Source organism: Pseudomonas antarctica, from assembly GCF_001647715.1.
Lineage (GTDB): Bacteria > Pseudomonadota > Gammaproteobacteria > Pseudomonadales > Pseudomonadaceae > Aquipseudomonas > Aquipseudomonas antarctica_A.
Map to the genome: position 1 here is coordinate 60,716 of NZ_CP015600.1, position 17,251 is coordinate 77,966.

General features: G+C 60.7%; 18 protein-coding genes. 13 read left to right on the forward strand and 5 right to left on the reverse strand.

All coding sequences use genetic code 11. The features are described 5' to 3' along the window. Positions 1–57 precede the first annotated feature (57 nt). The 3 genes from A7J50_RS00285 to A7J50_RS00295 all read left to right on the forward strand — a co-directional run bounded on the left by A7J50_RS00285 (position 58) and on the right by A7J50_RS00295 (position 3,703). Entirely contained in the window at positions 58–1,116 is a 1,059-nt protein-coding gene (locus A7J50_RS00285) for a PA0069 family radical SAM protein (protein ID WP_064450030.1), read from the forward strand. Between the two features lie 228 nt (positions 1,117–1,344). Next, the gene (locus A7J50_RS00290) at positions 1,345–2,076 is read left to right on the forward strand and encodes a carbonic anhydrase (RefSeq protein WP_064450031.1); all 732 of its coding nucleotides are present in this window, start codon (positions 1,345–1,347) and stop codon (positions 2,074–2,076) included. A gap of 85 nt (positions 2,077–2,161) precedes the next feature. Next, positions 2,162–3,703 (forward strand): SulP family inorganic anion transporter, encoded by a 1,542-nt coding sequence (locus A7J50_RS00295; RefSeq protein WP_064450032.1) that lies wholly within the window; start codon positions 2,162–2,164, stop codon positions 3,701–3,703. A gap of 129 nt (positions 3,704–3,832) precedes the next feature. Here A7J50_RS00295 and A7J50_RS00300 read toward each other — a convergent pair whose 3' ends face one another. Continuing rightward, entirely contained in the window at positions 3,833–4,480 is a 648-nt protein-coding gene (locus A7J50_RS00300; RefSeq protein WP_064450033.1) for a hypothetical protein, read from the reverse strand. Between the two features lie 369 nt (positions 4,481–4,849). Between A7J50_RS00300 and coxB the strand changes: the two genes are divergently transcribed. The 4 genes from coxB to A7J50_RS00320 all read left to right on the forward strand — a co-directional run bounded on the left by coxB (position 4,850) and on the right by A7J50_RS00320 (position 9,241). Beyond that, on the forward strand, positions 4,850–5,977 hold the full coding sequence (coxB, locus tag A7J50_RS00305) for a cytochrome c oxidase subunit II (protein ID WP_064450034.1): 1,128 nt from the start codon (positions 4,850–4,852) through the stop codon (positions 5,975–5,977). Positions 5,978–6,035: 58 nt separating this feature from the next. Beyond that, complete coding sequence (gene ctaD, locus A7J50_RS00310; RefSeq protein ID WP_064450035.1) at positions 6,036–7,622, forward strand: cytochrome c oxidase subunit I; 1,587 nt, start codon at positions 6,036–6,038, stop codon at positions 7,620–7,622. A 144-nt stretch (positions 7,623–7,766) separates the two neighbouring features. After that, positions 7,767–8,318 (forward strand): cytochrome c oxidase assembly protein, encoded by a 552-nt coding sequence (locus tag A7J50_RS00315; RefSeq protein ID WP_064450036.1) that lies wholly within the window; start codon positions 7,767–7,769, stop codon positions 8,316–8,318. Between the two features lie 35 nt (positions 8,319–8,353). Continuing rightward, positions 8,354–9,241, forward strand: coding sequence for a cytochrome c oxidase subunit 3 (locus tag A7J50_RS00320; protein WP_064450037.1), 888 nt, complete (start codon positions 8,354–8,356; stop codon positions 9,239–9,241). Positions 9,242–9,247: 6 nt separating this feature from the next. On the opposite strand, the gene A7J50_RS00325 is transcribed toward A7J50_RS00320, so the two are convergent. Further along, positions 9,248–9,451: a twin transmembrane helix small protein gene (locus A7J50_RS00325; RefSeq protein ID WP_016969525.1), complete on the reverse strand. Its 204-nt coding sequence runs from the start codon at positions 9,449–9,451 to the stop codon at positions 9,248–9,250. 28 nt (positions 9,452–9,479) lie between these two features. Here A7J50_RS00325 and A7J50_RS00330 point away from each other — a divergent pair, with 28 nt between their 5' ends. The 6 genes from A7J50_RS00330 (at position 9,480) to A7J50_RS00355 (ending at position 14,527) form a co-directional block, all read left to right on the forward strand. After that, entirely contained in the window at positions 9,480–10,244 is a 765-nt protein-coding gene (locus A7J50_RS00330; RefSeq protein WP_064450038.1) for an SURF1 family protein, read from the forward strand. Further along, a complete protein-coding gene (locus A7J50_RS00335; protein WP_064454831.1) occupies positions 10,210–10,794 on the forward strand; it encodes a hypothetical protein in 585 nt (194 codons plus the stop codon). Before A7J50_RS00330 ends, A7J50_RS00335 begins: the two co-directional genes overlap by 35 nt. A 10-nt stretch (positions 10,795–10,804) precedes the next feature. Beyond that, positions 10,805–11,884, forward strand: a complete 1,080-nt coding sequence (locus tag A7J50_RS00340) for a COX15/CtaA family protein (RefSeq protein ID WP_064450039.1) — start codon at positions 10,805–10,807, stop codon at positions 11,882–11,884. Further along, entirely contained in the window at positions 11,872–12,771 is a 900-nt protein-coding gene (gene cyoE, locus A7J50_RS00345; protein WP_064450040.1) for a heme o synthase, read from the forward strand. Before A7J50_RS00340 ends, cyoE begins: the two co-directional genes overlap by 13 nt. Beyond that, on the forward strand, positions 12,768–13,403 hold the full coding sequence (locus A7J50_RS00350; protein WP_064450041.1) for an SCO family protein: 636 nt from the start codon (positions 12,768–12,770) through the stop codon (positions 13,401–13,403). The genes cyoE and A7J50_RS00350 overlap by 4 nt, the downstream gene beginning before the upstream one ends. 767 nt (positions 13,404–14,170) lie before the next feature. Continuing rightward, positions 14,171–14,527: a Bro-N domain-containing protein gene (locus A7J50_RS00355; RefSeq protein ID WP_064450042.1), complete on the forward strand. Its 357-nt coding sequence runs from the start codon at positions 14,171–14,173 to the stop codon at positions 14,525–14,527. Between the two features lie 148 nt (positions 14,528–14,675). Here A7J50_RS00355 and A7J50_RS00360 read toward each other — a convergent pair whose 3' ends face one another. From A7J50_RS00360 to A7J50_RS00370, 3 genes are read right to left on the reverse strand one after another with little or no spacing between them, the layout of a single operon-like run. Next, entirely contained in the window at positions 14,676–15,449 is a 774-nt protein-coding gene (locus A7J50_RS00360; RefSeq protein WP_064450043.1) for a MetQ/NlpA family ABC transporter substrate-binding protein, read from the reverse strand. A 52-nt stretch (positions 15,450–15,501) separates the two neighbouring features. Further along, entirely contained in the window at positions 15,502–16,176 is a 675-nt protein-coding gene (locus A7J50_RS00365; protein ID WP_064450044.1) for a methionine ABC transporter permease, read from the reverse strand. Continuing rightward, a complete protein-coding gene (locus tag A7J50_RS00370) occupies positions 16,176–17,183 on the reverse strand; it encodes a methionine ABC transporter ATP-binding protein (protein ID WP_064450045.1) in 1,008 nt (335 codons plus the stop codon). Before A7J50_RS00370 ends, A7J50_RS00365 begins: the two co-directional genes overlap by 1 nt. Positions 17,184–17,251 lie beyond the last annotated feature (68 nt).

A 17,251-nucleotide genomic window follows, 5' to 3' on the forward strand; every position in this document is an offset into this window, starting at 1 on the left:
CTGGTCAGAACCCCCGCGCCTCGATACTGTATATAAAAACAGTATCGAGGCGTTTTCATGTCTACTCCGCTGCCGCCCCGTGGCCGGGGCACGGCCACCAACCTGCACAACCGTTTTGCGCCGACCACCAGCGTGGTCGAGGACGACGGCTGGTTTCAGGAAGTGCCGCCGACCCAGGGCACCGAAGTGCGTATCGAGACGGCCAAGAGCATCATCACCCGCAACAACTCGCCGGACTTGCCCTTCGATCGCTCGATCAACCCTTATCGCGGCTGCGAGCATGGCTGCATCTACTGCTATGCGCGGCCCAGCCATGCCTACTGGGACATGTCGCCGGGGCTGGATTTCGAAACCAAACTGATCGCCAAAACCAATGCCGCCGACGTGCTCGAACAGCAGCTGTCGAAGCCGGGTTATGTGTGTGCACCGATCAATCTGGGCTCCAATACCGACCCGTACCAGCCTATCGAGCGCGAATACAAGATCACCCGGCAGACCCTCGAAGTGCTGCTGCGTTATCGGCACCCGGTGACGATCATCACCAAGGGCTCGCTGATCCTGCGCGATCTCGATTTGCTCACTGAATTGGCGCGCCAACGTCTGGTGGCGGTGATGATCAGCCTCACCAGCCTGGACGACGAGCTCAAGCGCATCCTGGAGCCGCGCACGGCGGCGCCCAAGGCGCGATTGCGGGCGATTCGAGTGATGCGTGAGGCAGGCATACCGGTGGGTGTGCTGTGTTCACCGATGATTCCGATGATCAACGACAGTGAACTGGAAAGCCTGCTGACCGAAGCCCACGCGGCGGGTGCGCAGAGTGCGGCGTATATGATGCTGCGCTTGCCATTGGAAGTGGCGCCGTTATTCGAGGAGTGGCTGGCGGCGCATTACCCGCAGCGTGCGGCCCATGTGATGAGCCTGGTGCGGCAGGTACGTGGGGGTGAGGTGTACGACAGCCGCTTCGGTGTGCGCATGCGCGGCGAGGGGCCGTTTGCTGATTTGTTGGCGCAGCGCTTCAGCAAGGCGATCAAGCGGCTGGGGCTCAATCGCCGGGAGGGTTTTAACCTGGATTGTTCGGTGTTTTGCCCGCCTGGCAGGCAAATGGCATTGTTGTAAACTGACGAGGAAGAACGCATTATTTCTGTAGGAATAGTCGCGTTTTGACATCAGTGAAACCCTCGATCTAGAGCGGTTCATTCAGTTTGAGTTAAGTTTCGATGGTTACCTTGTTCAGCGAGTGACTGATGAGTCGGCGCCTCGGTTTGTGTAGTTTGCTAACTATTTCAAAGGCTGGGCGTCGAATAGACCTGAACACTCACCCTGCATTAATCAAGAGGATGAATCATGAGTGACAAGGATAAACAGCCGTTGGCTGCGTCGGCTTCAGCCCCTCAGGTGGCGGAAACCGCCGATGCAGCGCTAAAGCACATCGTTGACGGCTTTTTGCATTTCCATCACGACGTCTTCCCTCAGCAGGAAGAACTCTTCAAGAAACTCGCCACGGCCCAGAGCCCGCGCGCAATGTTCATTACCTGCGCCGACTCACGCATCGTGCCCGAGCTGATTACCCAAAGCTCGCCCGGCGACCTGTTCGTGACTCGTAACGTGGGTAACGTGGTGCCGCCTTACGGCCAGATGAATGGTGGTGTTTCCACGGCCATCGAGTACGCGGTACTTGCCCTGGGCGTGCAGCACATCATCGTGTGCGGGCATTCCGATTGCGGCGCCATGCGCGCAGTGCTCAACCCCCAGAGCCTGGAAAAGATGCCGACGGTCAAGGCCTGGTTGCGCCACGCCGAGGTCGCCAAGTCCATGGTCGAGGACAACTGCGACTGCGCCAATGAAGGCGAAAGCATGAAGGTGCTGACCGAAGAAAACGTCATCGCCCAGTTGCAACATTTGCGCACCCACCCTTCCGTGGCTTCGCGCATGGCCAATGGTCATTTGTTTATCCATGGCTGGATCTACAACATCGAGACCAGCGAAATTCGCGCATACGACGCTGACCAGGCGGCGTTCCGACCGCTGAGCGGCGACGGGCCAATCCCTTGCGCGACGCCTAAAGCGCGCTTCTAAAACACTTCCCTGCCGGGTAAAGCGGTGGCTGCCATGGATGCAGCCAGGCTTTGCCGCGCCCGGCGAATGCCTCGGGAGAGTCATCATGCGTGCTGCTCAATTGAAAGCTGTATTGCCACGGGAGCTGCTCGCGTCCGTGGTTGTGTTTCTGGTCGCCCTGCCCTTGTGCATGGGCATTGCGATTGCTTCCGGCATGCCGCCGGCCAAAGGGCTGATCACCGGGATTATTGGTGGGCTGGTAGTGGGCTGGTTGGCGGGTTCGCCGCTGCAGGTCAGCGGCCCGGCAGCGGGTCTGGCGGTGTTGGTGTTCGAGTTGGTGCGCCAGCACGGCATGATGATGCTCGGGCCGATCCTGCTGCTGGCGGGTTTCCTGCAACTGGTGGCGGGGCGCTTGCGCCTGGGCTGTTGGTTCCGCGTCACGGCCCCGGCCGTGGTGTACGGCATGCTGGCGGGGATCGGCGTGCTGATTGTGCTGTCCCAGGTCCATGTGATGCTCGACGGCGCCCCCAAACCTTCAGGGCTGGATAACCTGGCGGGCTTCCCGGCCGCATTGGTCGAAGCCATTCCGACCCTTGGCGGTGGCCTCGGCTGGCAGGCCGGTTTGCTGGGGCTGTCGACGATGCTGGTGATGTACCTGTGGGACAAATTCCGTCCGCACGCACTACGCTTCGTGCCGGGTGCCTTGTTGGGCGTGGGCCTGGCGACGGTCACCAGCCTGGTGCTGGCGTTGCAGGTCAAGCGCGTGGAAGTCCCGGAAAACCTCGCTGACGCGATCGACTGGTTGCGCCCCAGTGAACTCCTCAACCTGGCTGATCCACAGCTGTTGATCGCCGCGTTCGCCGTAGCGTTTATTGCCAGCGCCGAAACCCTGCTGTCCGCCGCAGCGGTGGACCGTATGCACAGCGGTCAGCGTTCTGATTTCGACAAGGAATTGTCTGCTCAAGGTGTGGGCAACATGCTATGCGGCCTGGTGGGTGCCCTGCCGATGACCGGCGTGATCGTGCGCAGCTCGGCCAATGTGCAGGCCGGCGCTACCACGCGGTTGTCAGCGATGTTCCATGGCCTGTGGCTGTTGGGGTTCGTGCTGCTGCTGTCGAGTGTGCTGCAAAGCATTCCGGTGGCGAGCCTGGCGGGCGTGCTGGTGTACACCGGGATCAAGCTGGTGGACGTAAAGGCGTTCCGGGCGTTGGGCCGCTATGGGCGGATGCCGATGTTCACCTATGCCGCGACGGCGCTGGCGATCATCTTTACCGACCTGCTCACTGGTGTACTGGTGGGCTTCGGGCTCACATTGGTGAAGCTGGCCTTCAAGGCTTCGCGACTGAAAGTCAGCCTGATCGACTTGCCTCAGGACGGTGAGATGGAACTGCGCCTGACCGGCGCGGCGACCTTTCTCAAAGTCCCGGCGCTGACCCAGGTGCTGTCGACGGTGCCTGCGGGGACCACGTTGCATGTGCCGCTGAGTAACCTGAGTTACATCGACCATTCGTGCCTGGAATTGCTGGAGGAATGGGGGCGGGCCAATGCGGCCAAAGGCTCCAGGCTGGTGATTGAGGCGCGGGGGTTGAAGCGCCGGCTGGAAGGCCGGGTGCGCACGACAGTGGGAATCGGTTCGGCGCCTGTCTGAACACTACAAAACACTGTGGGAGCAGGGCTTGCTCGCGATGGCGGTGTGTCAGTCAACGCATTGGCTGACTGACACACCGCCATCGCGGGCAAGCCCGCTCCCACATTTGATCTTTATCAGGTCGCAAGTTTAAGCAGGCTGATCCAGCGCCAACTCAACCCCCAATTGCCGCGACAGGCACGGCCAGCGTTTCCACGCCGCTTCCGTGTTCGGGCTCTTGAGCGTCTCGCGATACGCCTCGACCGACTCCAGCGCAAAGCTGTCTTCGTTGAGCATTTCATCCACCGCCAAGTGCACGGCTTCATCCAGCTGGTTGGCGAATGCTTCACCGATCAGTTGGTGGGCAATCACGTTGGCCACAGTGGTATCCGCCGGAATCAACGGTTGGCCGAAATGCTTGATATACAGATCGTTGACTTCCTCCACCAAACGATGGGCCAGGTAGGCCTCGTCCAGCAGCCCGTCGAGGCCTTCATGGCCGGCCAGAATCGCGGGCGGTTGCAGGAAGAAATGCTCGGCGATTTTCAGTACCGGCTTGATCTGGCTTTCGATCCCGGCTTCGCGGGCCACGTCATTGGCGGCTTCCAGCAAGTCCGGGACGAGCTCGATGTAGGCGGTGACAAAACGGGTCATGACAATGTTGCGATCACCGTCAGCCAGGGAGATGGCCGAGTGCAGGTGCGGCAATTGTTTTTCCAGTTGCTGGGCAAGCTGGCCAGTGCTGGCTTCGTGTTGATGGGCACGGGAAATCTGCTCGCGCAATGCAGCGGTGTTCATGAAAGCTCCAGTGAAGCAGGCGTAGGAAAAGGGAGAAGATAAGGTAGCTCGTTTATACGAGCACCTAAGACGCATTTGTCATAATTATTTCATGGTTATGCGCAGGCGTTATATCGAAATGCCATCGCTCGTCGGATAAACGTTTCCGCCCCCGGCTTTATTAGGCCCGCCCGTCTGTTTTTGCTCATTTGCCCCTACACATTGCGGGGTTGGTGCGGCTGTCTATACTCGGTTTTGTACGCAATTAGCTGATGACGCCCAACTGCATGAAGCAGGCAAGGCTTGGCGGTTGTAAGCAGTATGGAAGCCGCTCCCTTCGCCGCAGGTGCAAACCGGCGGGATAACAAGAAACATAAAGGGGAACCCGCAATGACGCGACATCCACATGTTTGGATGGGCCTACTGTTGTGGTCAGTATTCGGCCAGGCGCAAGCCGCCTGGACAACGAATATGGCGCCAGGGGCTACTGAAGTCAGTCACGCCGTGTTTGACCTGCACATGACCATTTTCTGGATTTGTGTGGTGATCGGCATTGTCGTGTTTGGCGCGATGTTCTGGTCGATGATCATGCACCGCCGGTCCACGGGCCAGGTGGCCGCCAAGTTCCACGAGAGTACGACCGTGGAAATCCTCTGGACCGTGGTGCCCTTGCTGATCCTGGTGGCCATGGCTATTCCGGCGACCATGACGCTGATCAAGATGTACGACACCAGTGAATCGGATATCGACATCCAGATTACGGGCTACCAATGGAAGTGGCACTACAAATACCTGGGTCAGGACGTCGAGTTCTTCAGCAACCTGGCCACGCCCGCCGAGCAGATTCATAACCAGGCCGTCAAAGGCGAGCATTACCTGCTGGAAGTCGACCAGCCGCTGGTGCTGCCGGTAGGCGCCAAGGTGCGTTTCCTGGTGACGGCTGCTGATGTGATCCACTCCTGGTGGGTGCCGGCGTTTGCAGTCAAGCGCGACGCGATTCCTGGGTTCATCAACGAGGCCTGGACCCGGATCGAGAAGCCCGGCATCTACCGCGGCCAATGCGCCGAGCTGTGCGGCAAGGACCATGGGTTCATGCCCATCGTAGTGGATGTCAAATCCAGGGCCGACTACGACACCTGGCTTGGCGAGCGCAAGGCTGAGGCCGCCAAGCTCAAGGAGCTGACCTCCAAAGAGTGGACGCTCGAAGAGTTGGTGGCGCGCGGTGACAAGATCTATCACACCACCTGCGTGGCCTGTCACCAGGCAGAAGGCCAGGGCCTGCCGCCGATGTTCCCGGCACTCAAAGGTTCGCCGATTGCCACCGGGCCCAAGGAAGATCACCTGCACCGCGTGTACTTCGGCAAGCCCGGCACCGCCATGGCCGCGTTCGGCAAACAGCTGTCGGAAGTGGATATCGCCGCCGTAGTGACTTACGAACGCAATGCCTGGGGCAACAACAAAGGCGACATGGTCACGCCTAAAGACGTGCTGGCCATCAAGCAGGCGGAAAGCAAATGACTGCCTTCATAGCGTATGCCCTGAACCGCCTCGCCCACTCGTTTGCAGGAGAACGGCCATGAGCACTGTGATCGATGACCATGGTCACGCCGACCATGCCCACGGCCCCGCCAAAGGCCTGATGCGCTGGGTACTGACCACCAACCACAAAGACATCGGCACGATGTACCTGTGGTTCGCCTTCACCATGTTCCTGCTGGGCGGCTCGTTCGCCATGGTGATCCGCGCCGAACTGTTCCAGCCGGGCCTGCAGATCGTGCAGCCGGCGTTTTTCAACCAGATGACCACCATGCACGGCCTGATCATGGTGTTCGGTGCGGTGATGCCGGCGTTCGTCGGCCTGGCCAACTGGATGATCCCGCTGATGATCGGCGCGCCGGACATGGCCCTGCCGCGCATGAACAACTTCAGCTTCTGGCTGCTGCCGGCGGCGTTCCTGCTGCTGGTCTCGACCCTGTTCACCCCCGGCGGCGGGCCGAATTTCGGCTGGACCTTCTACGCCCCGCTCTCCACCACTTACGCGCCGGAAAGCGTGACGTTCTTTATCTTTGCCATCCACCTGATGGGCATCAGTTCGATCATGGGCGCGATCAACGTGGTCGCCACCATCCTCAACCTGCGGGCCCCCGGCATGACGCTGATGAAGATGCCGCTGTTCGTCTGGACCTGGCTGATCACCGCGTTCCTGCTGATTGCAGTGATGCCGGTACTGGCCGGGTGCGTGACCATGATGTTGATGGATATCCACTTCGGCACCAGCTTCTTCAGCGCGGCCGGTGGCGGTGACCCCGTATTGTTCCAGCACGTGTTCTGGTTCTTCGGCCACCCCGAGGTGTACATCATGATCCTGCCGGCCTTCGGCGCCGTCAGCTCGATCATCCCGACCTTCTCGCGCAAGCCATTGTTCGGCTACACCTCGATGGTCTACGCCACCGCGAGCATCGCGTTCCTGTCGTTTATCGTCTGGGCACACCACATGTTCGTGGTCGGCATTCCGCTGGTGGGCGAGTTGTTCTTCATGTACGCCACGCTGCTGATCGCCGTGCCCACGGGCGTGAAGGTGTTCAACTGGGTCAGCACCATGTGGCAAGGCTCGCTGACCTTCGAGACGCCGATGCTGTTTGCCGTGGCCTTCGTGATTCTGTTCACCATCGGCGGCTTCTCCGGGCTGATGCTGGCGATTGCCCCGGCGGACTTCCAGTACCACGACACCTACTTCGTAGTGGCGCACTTCCATTACGTACTGGTGCCCGGTGCGATCTTCGGCATCTTCGCCTCGGCCTACTACTGGCTGCCGAAATGGACCGGCCACATGTACGACGAAACCCTGGGCAAGCTGCACTTCTGGCTGTCTTTCGTGGGCATGAACATGGCGTTCTTCCCGATGCATTTCGTGGGGCTGGCCGGCATGCCGCGCCGGGTGCCGGACTACAACCTGCAGTTCGCCGACTTCAACATGGTCTCGTCCATCGGCGCGTTCATGTTCGGCGCTACACAGATCTTCTTCCTGTTCATCGTGATCAAGTGCATCCGTGGCGGCCCGCCGGCCCCGGCCAAGCCGTGGGATGGCGCTGAAGGCCTGGAATGGAGCATTCCTTCGCCTGCGCCGTACCACACGTTCACCACGCCGCCGGAGGTCAAGTGAATACCCTGACCCAGGCTACCTCGCTCTCCTGTGGGAGCTGGCTTGCCTGCGATAGCGGTATGTCAGTCGCCGAATCTATCAACTGCCAGACCCTCATCGCAGGCAAGCCAGCTCCCACAGAAAGTCAAAAGCGGGGTGGCTGCCATGCTTGAGTCCGTGCCCATCAAGCGCCTGGTCACCCGCCTGCTGATCCTGGTGGTGGCGATGTTCGCCTTCGGCTTCGCCCTGGTGCCGATCTACGACGTGATGTGCAAGGCGTTCGGCATCAACGGCAAGACCGCCGGGCAGTACGAGGGCGAGCAGGTGGTCGACCCTACGCGCCAGGTGCGCGTGCAGTTCCTGTCGACCAACGCTATCGACATGGTCTGGGAGTTTCACTCCAAGGCTGACGAGGTGGTGGTTAACCCTGGTGCGGTCACCGAAATGCTGTTCGTCGCCTACAACCCCACCGACAAAGCCATGACCGCCCAGGCGGTGCCGAGCATCTCCCCGGCGGAAGCGGCGATGTACTTCCACAAGACCGAATGCTTTTGCTTCACCCAGCAAGTGCTGCAGCCCGGTCAGCGTATCGAAATGCCGGTGCGCTTCATTGTCGATCGCGACATGCCCAAGGAAGTGAAGCATTTGACCCTGGCGTACACGCTGTTTGACATCACTGCGCGCCAGCCGCCCGTGGCTGTACATAACGGCGGCTAGCGACTGTTTGCAGGCTTAATCAGGAGAGCGAATACATGTCGGCTCATGATACGTACTACGTACCAGCGCAAAGCAAATGGCCAATAATTGCGACCTTGGGCATGCTGACCACCGTGTACGGTTTGGCGGTGTGGTTCAACGACTTGAAGGCGGCGCGCCCGGAATCCCACGGGCCGTGGATCTTTTTCGTCGGCGGCCTGTTACTGGCCTACATGCTCTTCGGATGGTTCGGCGCGGTCATCAAGGAAAGCCGCGCGGGGTTGTACAGCCCGCAGATGGACCGCTCGTTCCGCTGGGGCATGACCTGGTTCATCTTTTCCGAGGTGATGTTCTTTGTCGCGTTCTTCGGCGCGCTGTTTTATGTGCGGCACCTGTCCGGCCCCTGGTTGGGCGGTGAAGGGCATAAGGGCATCGCGCACATGCTGTGGCCGAACTTCCAGTTCACCTGGCCGTTGCTCAATAACCCAGACCCCAAAATGTTTCCCGCGCCAGAAGGCACCATCAGCCCGTGGGGCTTGCCGCTGATCAACACGATCTTGCTGGTCAGCTCCAGCGTGACCATCACCATCGCCCACCATGCCTTGCGCAAGGGCCATCGTGGCGCGCTGAAAATCTGGCTGGCGCTGACCGTGCTGCTGGGCTGGGCGTTCCTGGCCTTCCAGGCCGAAGAGTACATGCACGCCTACAAGGAACTGGGCCTGACCCTCGGCTCGGGCGTGTACGGCGCGACCTTCTTCATGCTCACCGGCTTTCACGGCGCGCACGTGACCATCGGCACCATCATTTTGTTTGTGATGCTGATGCGCATCCTGCGCGGGCATTTCAATGCCGAGCACCAGTTCGGCTTTGAGGCGGCGAGCTGGTATTGGCACTTTGTGGACGTGGTGTGGATCGGGCTGTTTTTCTTCGTTTATGTGCTCTGAGGCGCCTTACCACGGTGCATGAGAAACCAGCTGGCCGCTGAAAAAGCCCCAGGCGATTAACCCCACGGTGATCGCGGCCAGTACGACACGCACGGTCAAGGCAGTGACGAGGCGGTTGGAGTTGCCCTCGTCCTTGACCAGAAAGAACAAGCCACTGAACAGGCTTACGACAGTCGCGATCAGCATCAGGGCAATGGCTGCTTTGAGCATGGTCAGGTTCCATTCGGATGGGCGGGCAATGAAAACCAGTATAGCCAGCGCCATAAAAGACTTTCGCCCAGGGCTCGCGCCGACGCTGGTAGTGCTGGTGCTGCTGCCGTTGATGGTGGGCCTGGGGTTCTGGCAATTGGCGCGCGGCCATGAAAAACAGCAGCTGGTAGACAGCTACGCTGAGCGACGCGTGGCCGAGCCGATGAACAGCGTGCAACTGAATGACATGGCCGACCCGGCCTTTCGCCGCGTGCGCCTGCGCGGCCAATTCGACGCCGAGCACAGCGTGTTGCTCGACAACCGCATGCGCGACGGCAGGGCCGGTGTAGAGCTGTTGCAACCCTTTCACGACCAAGCCAGCGGTGCGTGGCTGTTGCTCAATCGCGGCTGGCTGCCGTGGCCGGATCGGCGCACACCCCCCGTCTTTACGACCCCCGAGCAACCTTTGAATCTCGACGCCTGGGTGTACGTCGCCCCCGGCGAAACCTTCCAACTGCACGCCGACCCTGCCACCACGCAATGGCCGCGTTTGCTCACCGCGCTGCATCCCGCCGCGCTGTGGGCTGAATTGGGTCGCAGCGGTTTTGCCTACGAACTGCGCGCCGAACCTGGCCCCGGTACGTACGACACCACCTGGCCCATCGTCGCCATGGGCCCGGAAAAGCACTTGGGCTACGCCGTGCAGTGGTTCGCCATGTCGTTGGCGCTGCTGGCGCTTTACCTCTACCTCGGATGGCACAACAAAAAGGAGAAGTCCCATGGGAGCGGCCATGAATCCACCCAGCACGTCTGAGGCGCCCGATCGGCGCAAAGGCCGCTGGCAGCTGATGTTGATCCTGATGATGGTGATCGGCCCGATGGCGCTGGCCACCTTCATGTACAAACTGCAGTTCTGGGTGCCGGACAGCCGCAGCTACCACGGCGAGATGATCGGCAACGGCCAGACCCGCGCCGACATTGGCGTGCAGGCGGACGAGGATCGTTGGCAACTGCTGGTGACCGCGCCCACCGCCTGTGCTGCCGAGTGCCAGCAACTGGTGTACCTGGCGCGCCAGCTGCAAATCAGCCTGGGCCGCGATGCTTCCCGCGCCAGCCATGCCCTGGCCAGTGCGCAGCCGGTGAGCACCGAATACGACGCCAAGCTCAAGGCCGAATACCCGCAACTGCAACGCTACCCGCTGGACCTGTCGACCTTCACCAAGGACGCCGCCGCGCCCGGCGATGCGCAACTGTGGATCGTCGACCCCCACGGCAACCTGGTGCTGCGCTACGACGCCAAGGTCAAGGGCAAGGACTTGCTCAACGACCTGCGCCTGCTGCTGAAACTGTCGAACATCGGATAAGGGCATCGTCATGGCCAAACCTGGATTTCGCCTCGCGTTGTTTGCCACCTTGTTAGCGTTGATCGTCGTGCTGCTCGGCGCCTACACCCGGCTGACCCATGCCGGCCTCGGCTGCCCGGACTGGCCGGGCTGCTACGGCTTCATCAGCGTGCCGCAAAGCGAAGCCCAACTGGCCCATGCCGAGCTGCATTTTCCCGACACGCCGGTGGAGGCCGACAAGGGGTGGGCCGAGATGACGCATCGCTACTTTGCCGGCACTTTGGGTGTGTTGATCGTGCTGCTGGCGGCGCGCTCGTGGAGCCATCGGCGTGACCCCGGCCAGCCGGTGAAACTGCCGCTGTTCCTGTTGACAGTGGTGTTCGCCCAGGCGGCGTTTGGCATGTGGACGGTGACGCTGAAGCTGTGGCCGCAAGTGGTGACCGGCCATCTGCTCGGTGGTTTTGCCACCTTGAGCCTGCTGTTTTTGCTGACGTTGCGCCTGTCCGGCGTGCTGCCGGCGTTGATCGTGCCCAAGCGCCTGCAATATTGGGCGACCGCCGGTTTGGTGTTGGTGATCGGCCAAATTGCGCTGGGCGGTTGGGTCAGTTCCAACTACGCGGCGGTGGCCTGTATCGACCTGCCCACCTGTCATGGCGAGTGGTGGCCGGCGGCGGACTTTGCCAACGGTTTTCACCTGACCCAGCACATCGGGCCCAATTACCTCGGTGGCCAGCTTGATAGCGAAGCGCGCACGGCCATTCACCTGACCCATCGCGTTGGCGCGATGCTGGTTACGTTGGTGTTGTTCGGCCTGGCCTGGCAGTTACGCGCCGTGGGCATGACCCGGCTCGCGGGCCTGTTGCTGATCGCCCTGGCGGCGCAAATCGGCTTGGGCCTGAGCAACGTGTACTTTCATCTGCCGCTGCCGGTTGCGGTCGGCCATAACGCCGGTGGCGCGGCGTTGTTGCTGACGCTGGTGCTGGTCAATTACCACGCGCGCACCAGCCTGGTCCGGGTGCGCAATCAGCTGCCGTTCGGCTGGCGCTTCATCCCCCGTAAACACGTATCGGGCCTCATCACCCTTAAAGGAGAGATGCCATGGCGACCTTGATCGGCGCGCGTCGCGATCAGGCTATCTGGCGTGACTACCTGGAGCTGACCAAGCCGAAAGTCGTGGTGCTGATGCTCATCACCTCGCTGGTGGGCATGTTCCTCGCGACCCGCGCCGGGGTGCCGTGGACGGTGCTGATTTTCGGCAACCTGGGTATTGTGCTGTGCGCCGGTGGCGCGGCGGCGGTCAACCATGTGGTGGATCGACGGATTGATGCGGTGATGGCACGCACGCATAAACGGCCCATGGCAGACGGGCGGGTATCGCCGGTGGCGGCATTGGCCTTTGCATTGTTTCTAGCCGTTGCGGGGTTGGCCTTGTTACTGGCGTTCACCAATCCGCTGGCGGCCTGGCTGACGCTGGCGTCGCTGCTCGGCTATGCGGTGATCTACACCGGCTTTCTCAAGCGTGCGACCCCGCAAAACATTGTCATCGGAGGCCTCGCGGGCGCCGCGCCGCCGCTGTTGGGTTGGGTCGCCGTCACCGGGCATGTCAGCGCCGAGCCGCTGCTGCTGGTGCTGATCATCTTCGCGTGGACCCCTCCGCATTTTTGGGCCCTGGCCATTCACCGCAAGGAGGAATACGCCAAGGCCGACATTCCGATGCTGCCGGTCACCCACGGCGAGCATTACACCAAAGTGCATATCCTGCTTTACACCTTCGCCCTGCTGGCGGTGAGCCTGATGCCTTATGTGATCCACATGAGCGGCCTGCTGTACCTGGCGTGTGCGCTGGTATTGGGCGGGCGCTTTCTGCAATGGGCCTGGGTGCTGTACCGTGGCAGCAAGCCGCACGCGGCGATCAACACGTTCAAGTACTCTATTGGGTACTTGCTGTTGCTGTTTATCGCCCTGCTCGTAGACCACTACTTACTGTTGAACCTATGACTCGAACTCAAAAAACCGTCTTTATCCTGGTGGCCATCGTCGCGTTGATCATGGGCCTGACCGTCAACAAAGTGCTGAACAGCAAAGGTCAGGGCGACCCTACCGCGCTGATCGACGCCGGTATCATCCTGCTGCCGCAAAGCCGCCAGTTGCCGCCGGTGACCATGACCAACCAGGACGGCCAGCCGGTAGTGGTCAACGAGTTGAAAGGCAAGTGGAGCCTGCTGTTCTTCGGCTACACCTTCTGCCCGGACATCTGCCCGACCACGCTTGCCCAGCTGCGCCAGATCAAGAGCGAGCTGCCTAAAGAGGTGGTGGATAAGTTGCAGGTGATCCTGGTCAGCGTTGACCCGAACCGCGACACACCGACCCAGCTCAAGCAATACCTGGGCTACTTCGACCCGCAATTCGAAGGCCTGACCGGCGCGAATGTGGAGGATGTGCAGAAGGTCTCGAATGCGGTGAGCATTCCGTTTATTCCGGCGGACACCAGCAAGCCGAACTACACCGTCGACCACAGCGGCAACCTGGCGCTGATCGGCCCGGATGGTACGCAGCGTGGGTTTATCCGTGCGCCGTTGAACAACCAGAAGCTGGTGGCACAATTGCCGGGTCTGCTGCAGCGCAAATAAGCCGATCGCCAACCCAGCCAACAACACAAATCACCTGTGGGAGCTGGCTTGCCTGCGATAGCGGTGGGCCTGCTTGCATCCCACTTGCTGACCCACCGCCATCGCAGGCAAGCCAGCTCCCACAGTGGTTCTGTGCAAGGGTTGAACGCAAGTGTGTTGCACTGATCTTTCAGGCAACACAAAACAAGTGTGGGAGCGGGCTTGCTCGCGATAGCGATAGTTCAGTGGCTAATAGGCTGACTGACCCCACGCTGTCGCAGGCAAGCCAGCTCCCACAGTGGTTCTGTGCAAGGGTTGAACGCAAGTGTGTTGCACTGATCTTTCAATCAACACAAAACAAGTGTGGGAGCGGGCTTGCTCGCGAAGACGATGGTTCAGTCGACAGATTCGGTGACTGACACTCCGCTTTCGCGAGCAAGCCCGCTCCCACATTGGGTTTTGAGCAAGGGTTGAATAGTGAGTCGTCGGACATTTCCTGCAAGTTGTGGCGCTGTGCGTGAACTTGTTGGGTGCGGTTGGGGTGGCTAGTCTTTGCGCTGTCGCTGCAAATTCAGTGACAGGGTGTGGAAGCCCTTATATCGTTAGGCGCACAAAGCGCCACCATGTGTCAGGCGCTTTTTCTTGTCTGTGTTTTATGGTGGCTGTGCGCGGGGCGCTTTCGAGTGCGCCGGGTGCCTAACGTCCCGGTCTTCCACACCTGCGTACAGCCGCCACCCATTACGTGGAAGTAGTGCTTGGCGGTCCCTTGATACGTTAGGAGCCAGACCATGCAAGCACTTACCCCCGACCCACCCGTCACCCCCGAAGTCTTCACCCGCCACCATCACCAACTGCACGCCGTGTTGATCGACAGCCAACCCTGGTTCAGCGCCGCTGACATCGGCCACTTGATGGGCCTGCACCTCAATCCAGCGTTACTGCGCAAACTCGACCCCGATCAACAGCACGCCGTGCCCCTGATCACCCACGGCCAGTGCGCGCCGACCTTGATGGTCAGCGAGTCCGGCGTGTACGCGCTGCTCATCTACCACTACTACCCGGAGAACCGCTGCCTGCGCCAGTGGCTGACCCATGCGGTGATACCGGCCTTGCGCGGTAAACAGCAGACAGGTGTGTTGGCCTGATCTAGCCAACAACACAAAACAAATGTGGGAGCTGGCTTGCCTGCGATAGCGGTGGGCCAGTCAACATCTTCGCTGACTGACGCTCTGCTATCGCGAGCAAGCCCGCTCCCACATTTTTTGATCTTCGGTGTGTTGAAATCGAGTTTGATCAGAACGCCGGCAGAATCGCGCCTTTGTACTTCTCTTGGATGAATTTCTTCACTTCTGGGGTGTGCAGGGCTGCAACCAGCTTCTTCACCGCGTCCGAATCCTTGTTGTCTTCGCGGGTCACCAGGATGTTCACGTAAGGCGAGTCGTTGCCTTCGATCACCAGTGCATCCTTGGAAGGGTCCAGCTTGGCTTCCAGGGCGTAGTTGGTGTTGATCAGTGCCAGATCGACCTGGGTCAGCACGCGCGGCAGGGTGGCAGCTTCCAGTTCGCGGAATTTCAGGCTTTTAGGGTTACCGGTGATGTCCTTGATGGTCGACAGGATGTTGGTCGGGTCCTTCAGGGTGATCAGGTTGTGCTTGGCCAGCAGCAGCAGGGCGCGGCCGCCGTTGGTGGCGTCGTTCGGAATCACCACGTTGGCGCCGTCAGGAAGATCTTCGAGTTTTTTGTATTTGCTGGAGTAGGCGCCCAGAGGCTCCAGGTGCACAGCGCCGACGCTCACCAGGTGAGTGCCCTTGGCTTTATTGAACTCGTCCAGGTACGGCTGGTGCTGGAAGAAGTTGGCGTCCAGGCGCTTTTCGGCTACCTGTACGTTCGGCTGCACGTAGTCGGTGAAAACTTTAACCTGCAAATCCACGCCCTCTTTGGCGAGTGCAGGCTTCACGAATTCCAGGATTTCCGCGTGGGGCACCGGCGACGCGGCAACCTTGAGGGTCTCGGCGGCGTGAGCGGAAAACGCGGCAACGGCGGCGAAAGCAACCAGTAGTTTTTTCATCCAACAAGCTCCTTGTTCGGGCATTTGCCGGCTTTTTGGCCGGCAATGGCCGTTATTTTCGAGAAAAGTGCACCACCAGCTTGTCGCCGACGGTTTGCAGAATTTGCACCAGGATCAACAGCATCACCACGGTGACCACCATCACATCGGTCTGGAAGCGCTGGTAACCGAAACGGATCGCCAGGTCACCCAGGCCACCGGCGCCTACGACACCGGCCATTGCCGTGTAGGAAACCAGTGTAATCGCCGTGACCGTAATCGCCGCGAAAATGCCGGGGCGTGCTTCGGGCAACAGGGCGTTGGTGATGATCTGGCGCGTGCTCGCGCCCATGGACTGCGTGGCTTCGATGATGCCACGGTCCACTTCACGCAAGGCGGTTTCCACCAGGCGCGCAAAGAACGGCGTTGCGCCCACGACCAGCGGTGGAATCGCCCCGGCGACCCCCAGCGAGGTGCCGGTGATCAGTACCGTAAACGGGATCATCACGATCAGCAAAATGATAAACGGCAGCGAGCGCAGGATGTTCACGATCAGCGACAGCAGTGCGTAGAGGCCTTTTTGTTCGAACAGTTGGCGCGGGCTGCACAGGAACAGCAGCACGCCCAGCGGCAGGCCGAGCAATACGGTAAAGAACAGCGAGCCGAACAGCATGGTCATGGTGTCGCCGGTGGCGAGCCAGATTTCGGACCAGTCGATATTGGCGAAGAAACTCAACAGGACTTCCATTAGCGCAGAACCTCCATGTGGACGTCTGCCGCGGTAAAGCGGGCAAAGGCAGCTTCCATGTCCCCACCGGTCACGGCGAGGGTCAGTTGGCCGTAGGGAATGTCTTTAATGCGGTCGATACGACCGGCGAGGATGCTGTAGTCCACGCCCGTTTCGCGGGCGACGGTGCCCAGCAGCGGTGCGTAGGTCGCTTCGCCCTGGAAGGTCAGGCGCACGATGCGGCCCGGCACGTGCGCGAAGTCATCGCGCTGCTCGCTTTCGTCGATCTGATCGGCTTCTTGCACGAAGCGCTTGGTGGTCGGGTGCTTGGGGTGCAGGAACACATCAGCCACCGAGCCGTGCTCGACGATCACGCCGGCGTCCATCACGGCCACTTGGTCGCACACGCGGCGGATCACGTCCATCTCATGGGTGATCAGCACGATGGTCAGCTTCAGCTCGCGGTTGATCTCGGCCAGCAGTTGCAGCACCGAGGCGGTGGTCTGCGGGTCGAGGGCGCTGGTGGCTTCGTCGCACAGCAGGATTTTCGGCTTGGTCGCCAGGGCGCGAGCGATGCCGACGCGCTGCTTCTGGCCGCCGGACAACTGCGCCGGGTACTTCTTGGCGTGGTCCGACAGGCCTACACGGGCGAGCAATTCAGCCACGCGTACGTCGATTTCCTTGCGCGACAATTCGCCGGCCAGGGTCAGTGGCAGCGCCACGTTATCGGCAACGGTCTTGGACGCGAGCAGGTTGAAGTGCTGGAAGATCATCCCGACTTGCTGGCGGAAACGGCGCAGGCCGTTGGCGTCCAGGGCGGTGACTTCTTCGCCGTCGACGTTGATCTGGCCACCGCTGGGTTGCTCCAGGCGGTTGATCAGACGCAGCAGGGTACTTTTTCCCGCGCCGGAGTGGCCAATCAGGCCGAACACCTGGCCGTTTTCGACACGCAGGCTGGTGGGATGCAGCGCGGGGATTTCCTTACCGGCGACGCGGTAGGTTTTATGGACGTTATGAAACTCGATCACGTAGCGAACCTTGTGGGGCGCATGAAAAGGGGATCAGCGGTTAGCCGGGCGCGCATTTTAGCCTGTCC

Excerpts from the sequence above, each read along its gene's own strand:
- A7J50_RS00285 (WP_064450030.1), top strand. The coding sequence starts at position 58 with ATGTCTACTCCGCTGCCGCCCCGTGGCCGGGGCACGGCCACCAACCTG.
- A7J50_RS00290 (WP_064450031.1), top strand. The coding sequence starts at position 1,345 with ATGAGTGACAAGGATAAACAGCCGTTGGCTGCGTCGGCTTCAGCCCCT.
- A7J50_RS00295 (WP_064450032.1), top strand. The coding sequence starts at position 2,162 with ATGCGTGCTGCTCAATTGAAAGCTGTATTGCCACGGGAGCTGCTCGCG.
- A7J50_RS00300 (WP_064450033.1), bottom strand. The coding sequence starts at position 4,480 with ATGAACACCGCTGCATTGCGCGAGCAGATTTCCCGTGCCCATCAACAC.
- coxB (WP_064450034.1), top strand. The coding sequence starts at position 4,850 with ATGACGCGACATCCACATGTTTGGATGGGCCTACTGTTGTGGTCAGTA.
- ctaD (WP_064450035.1), top strand. The coding sequence starts at position 6,036 with ATGAGCACTGTGATCGATGACCATGGTCACGCCGACCATGCCCACGGC.
- A7J50_RS00315 (WP_064450036.1), top strand. The coding sequence starts at position 7,767 with ATGCTTGAGTCCGTGCCCATCAAGCGCCTGGTCACCCGCCTGCTGATC.
- A7J50_RS00320 (WP_064450037.1), top strand. The coding sequence starts at position 8,354 with ATGTCGGCTCATGATACGTACTACGTACCAGCGCAAAGCAAATGGCCA.
- A7J50_RS00325 (WP_016969525.1), bottom strand. The coding sequence starts at position 9,451 with ATGCTCAAAGCAGCCATTGCCCTGATGCTGATCGCGACTGTCGTAAGC.
- A7J50_RS00330 (WP_064450038.1), top strand. The coding sequence starts at position 9,480 with ATGAAAACCAGTATAGCCAGCGCCATAAAAGACTTTCGCCCAGGGCTC.
- A7J50_RS00335 (WP_064454831.1), top strand. The coding sequence starts at position 10,210 with ATGGGAGCGGCCATGAATCCACCCAGCACGTCTGAGGCGCCCGATCGG.
- A7J50_RS00340 (WP_064450039.1), top strand. The coding sequence starts at position 10,805 with ATGGCCAAACCTGGATTTCGCCTCGCGTTGTTTGCCACCTTGTTAGCG.
- cyoE (WP_064450040.1), top strand. The coding sequence starts at position 11,872 with ATGGCGACCTTGATCGGCGCGCGTCGCGATCAGGCTATCTGGCGTGAC.
- A7J50_RS00350 (WP_064450041.1), top strand. The coding sequence starts at position 12,768 with ATGACTCGAACTCAAAAAACCGTCTTTATCCTGGTGGCCATCGTCGCG.
- A7J50_RS00355 (WP_064450042.1), top strand. The coding sequence starts at position 14,171 with ATGCAAGCACTTACCCCCGACCCACCCGTCACCCCCGAAGTCTTCACC.
- A7J50_RS00360 (WP_064450043.1), bottom strand. The coding sequence starts at position 15,449 with ATGAAAAAACTACTGGTTGCTTTCGCCGCCGTTGCCGCGTTTTCCGCT.
- A7J50_RS00365 (WP_064450044.1), bottom strand. The coding sequence starts at position 16,176 with ATGGAAGTCCTGTTGAGTTTCTTCGCCAATATCGACTGGTCCGAAATC.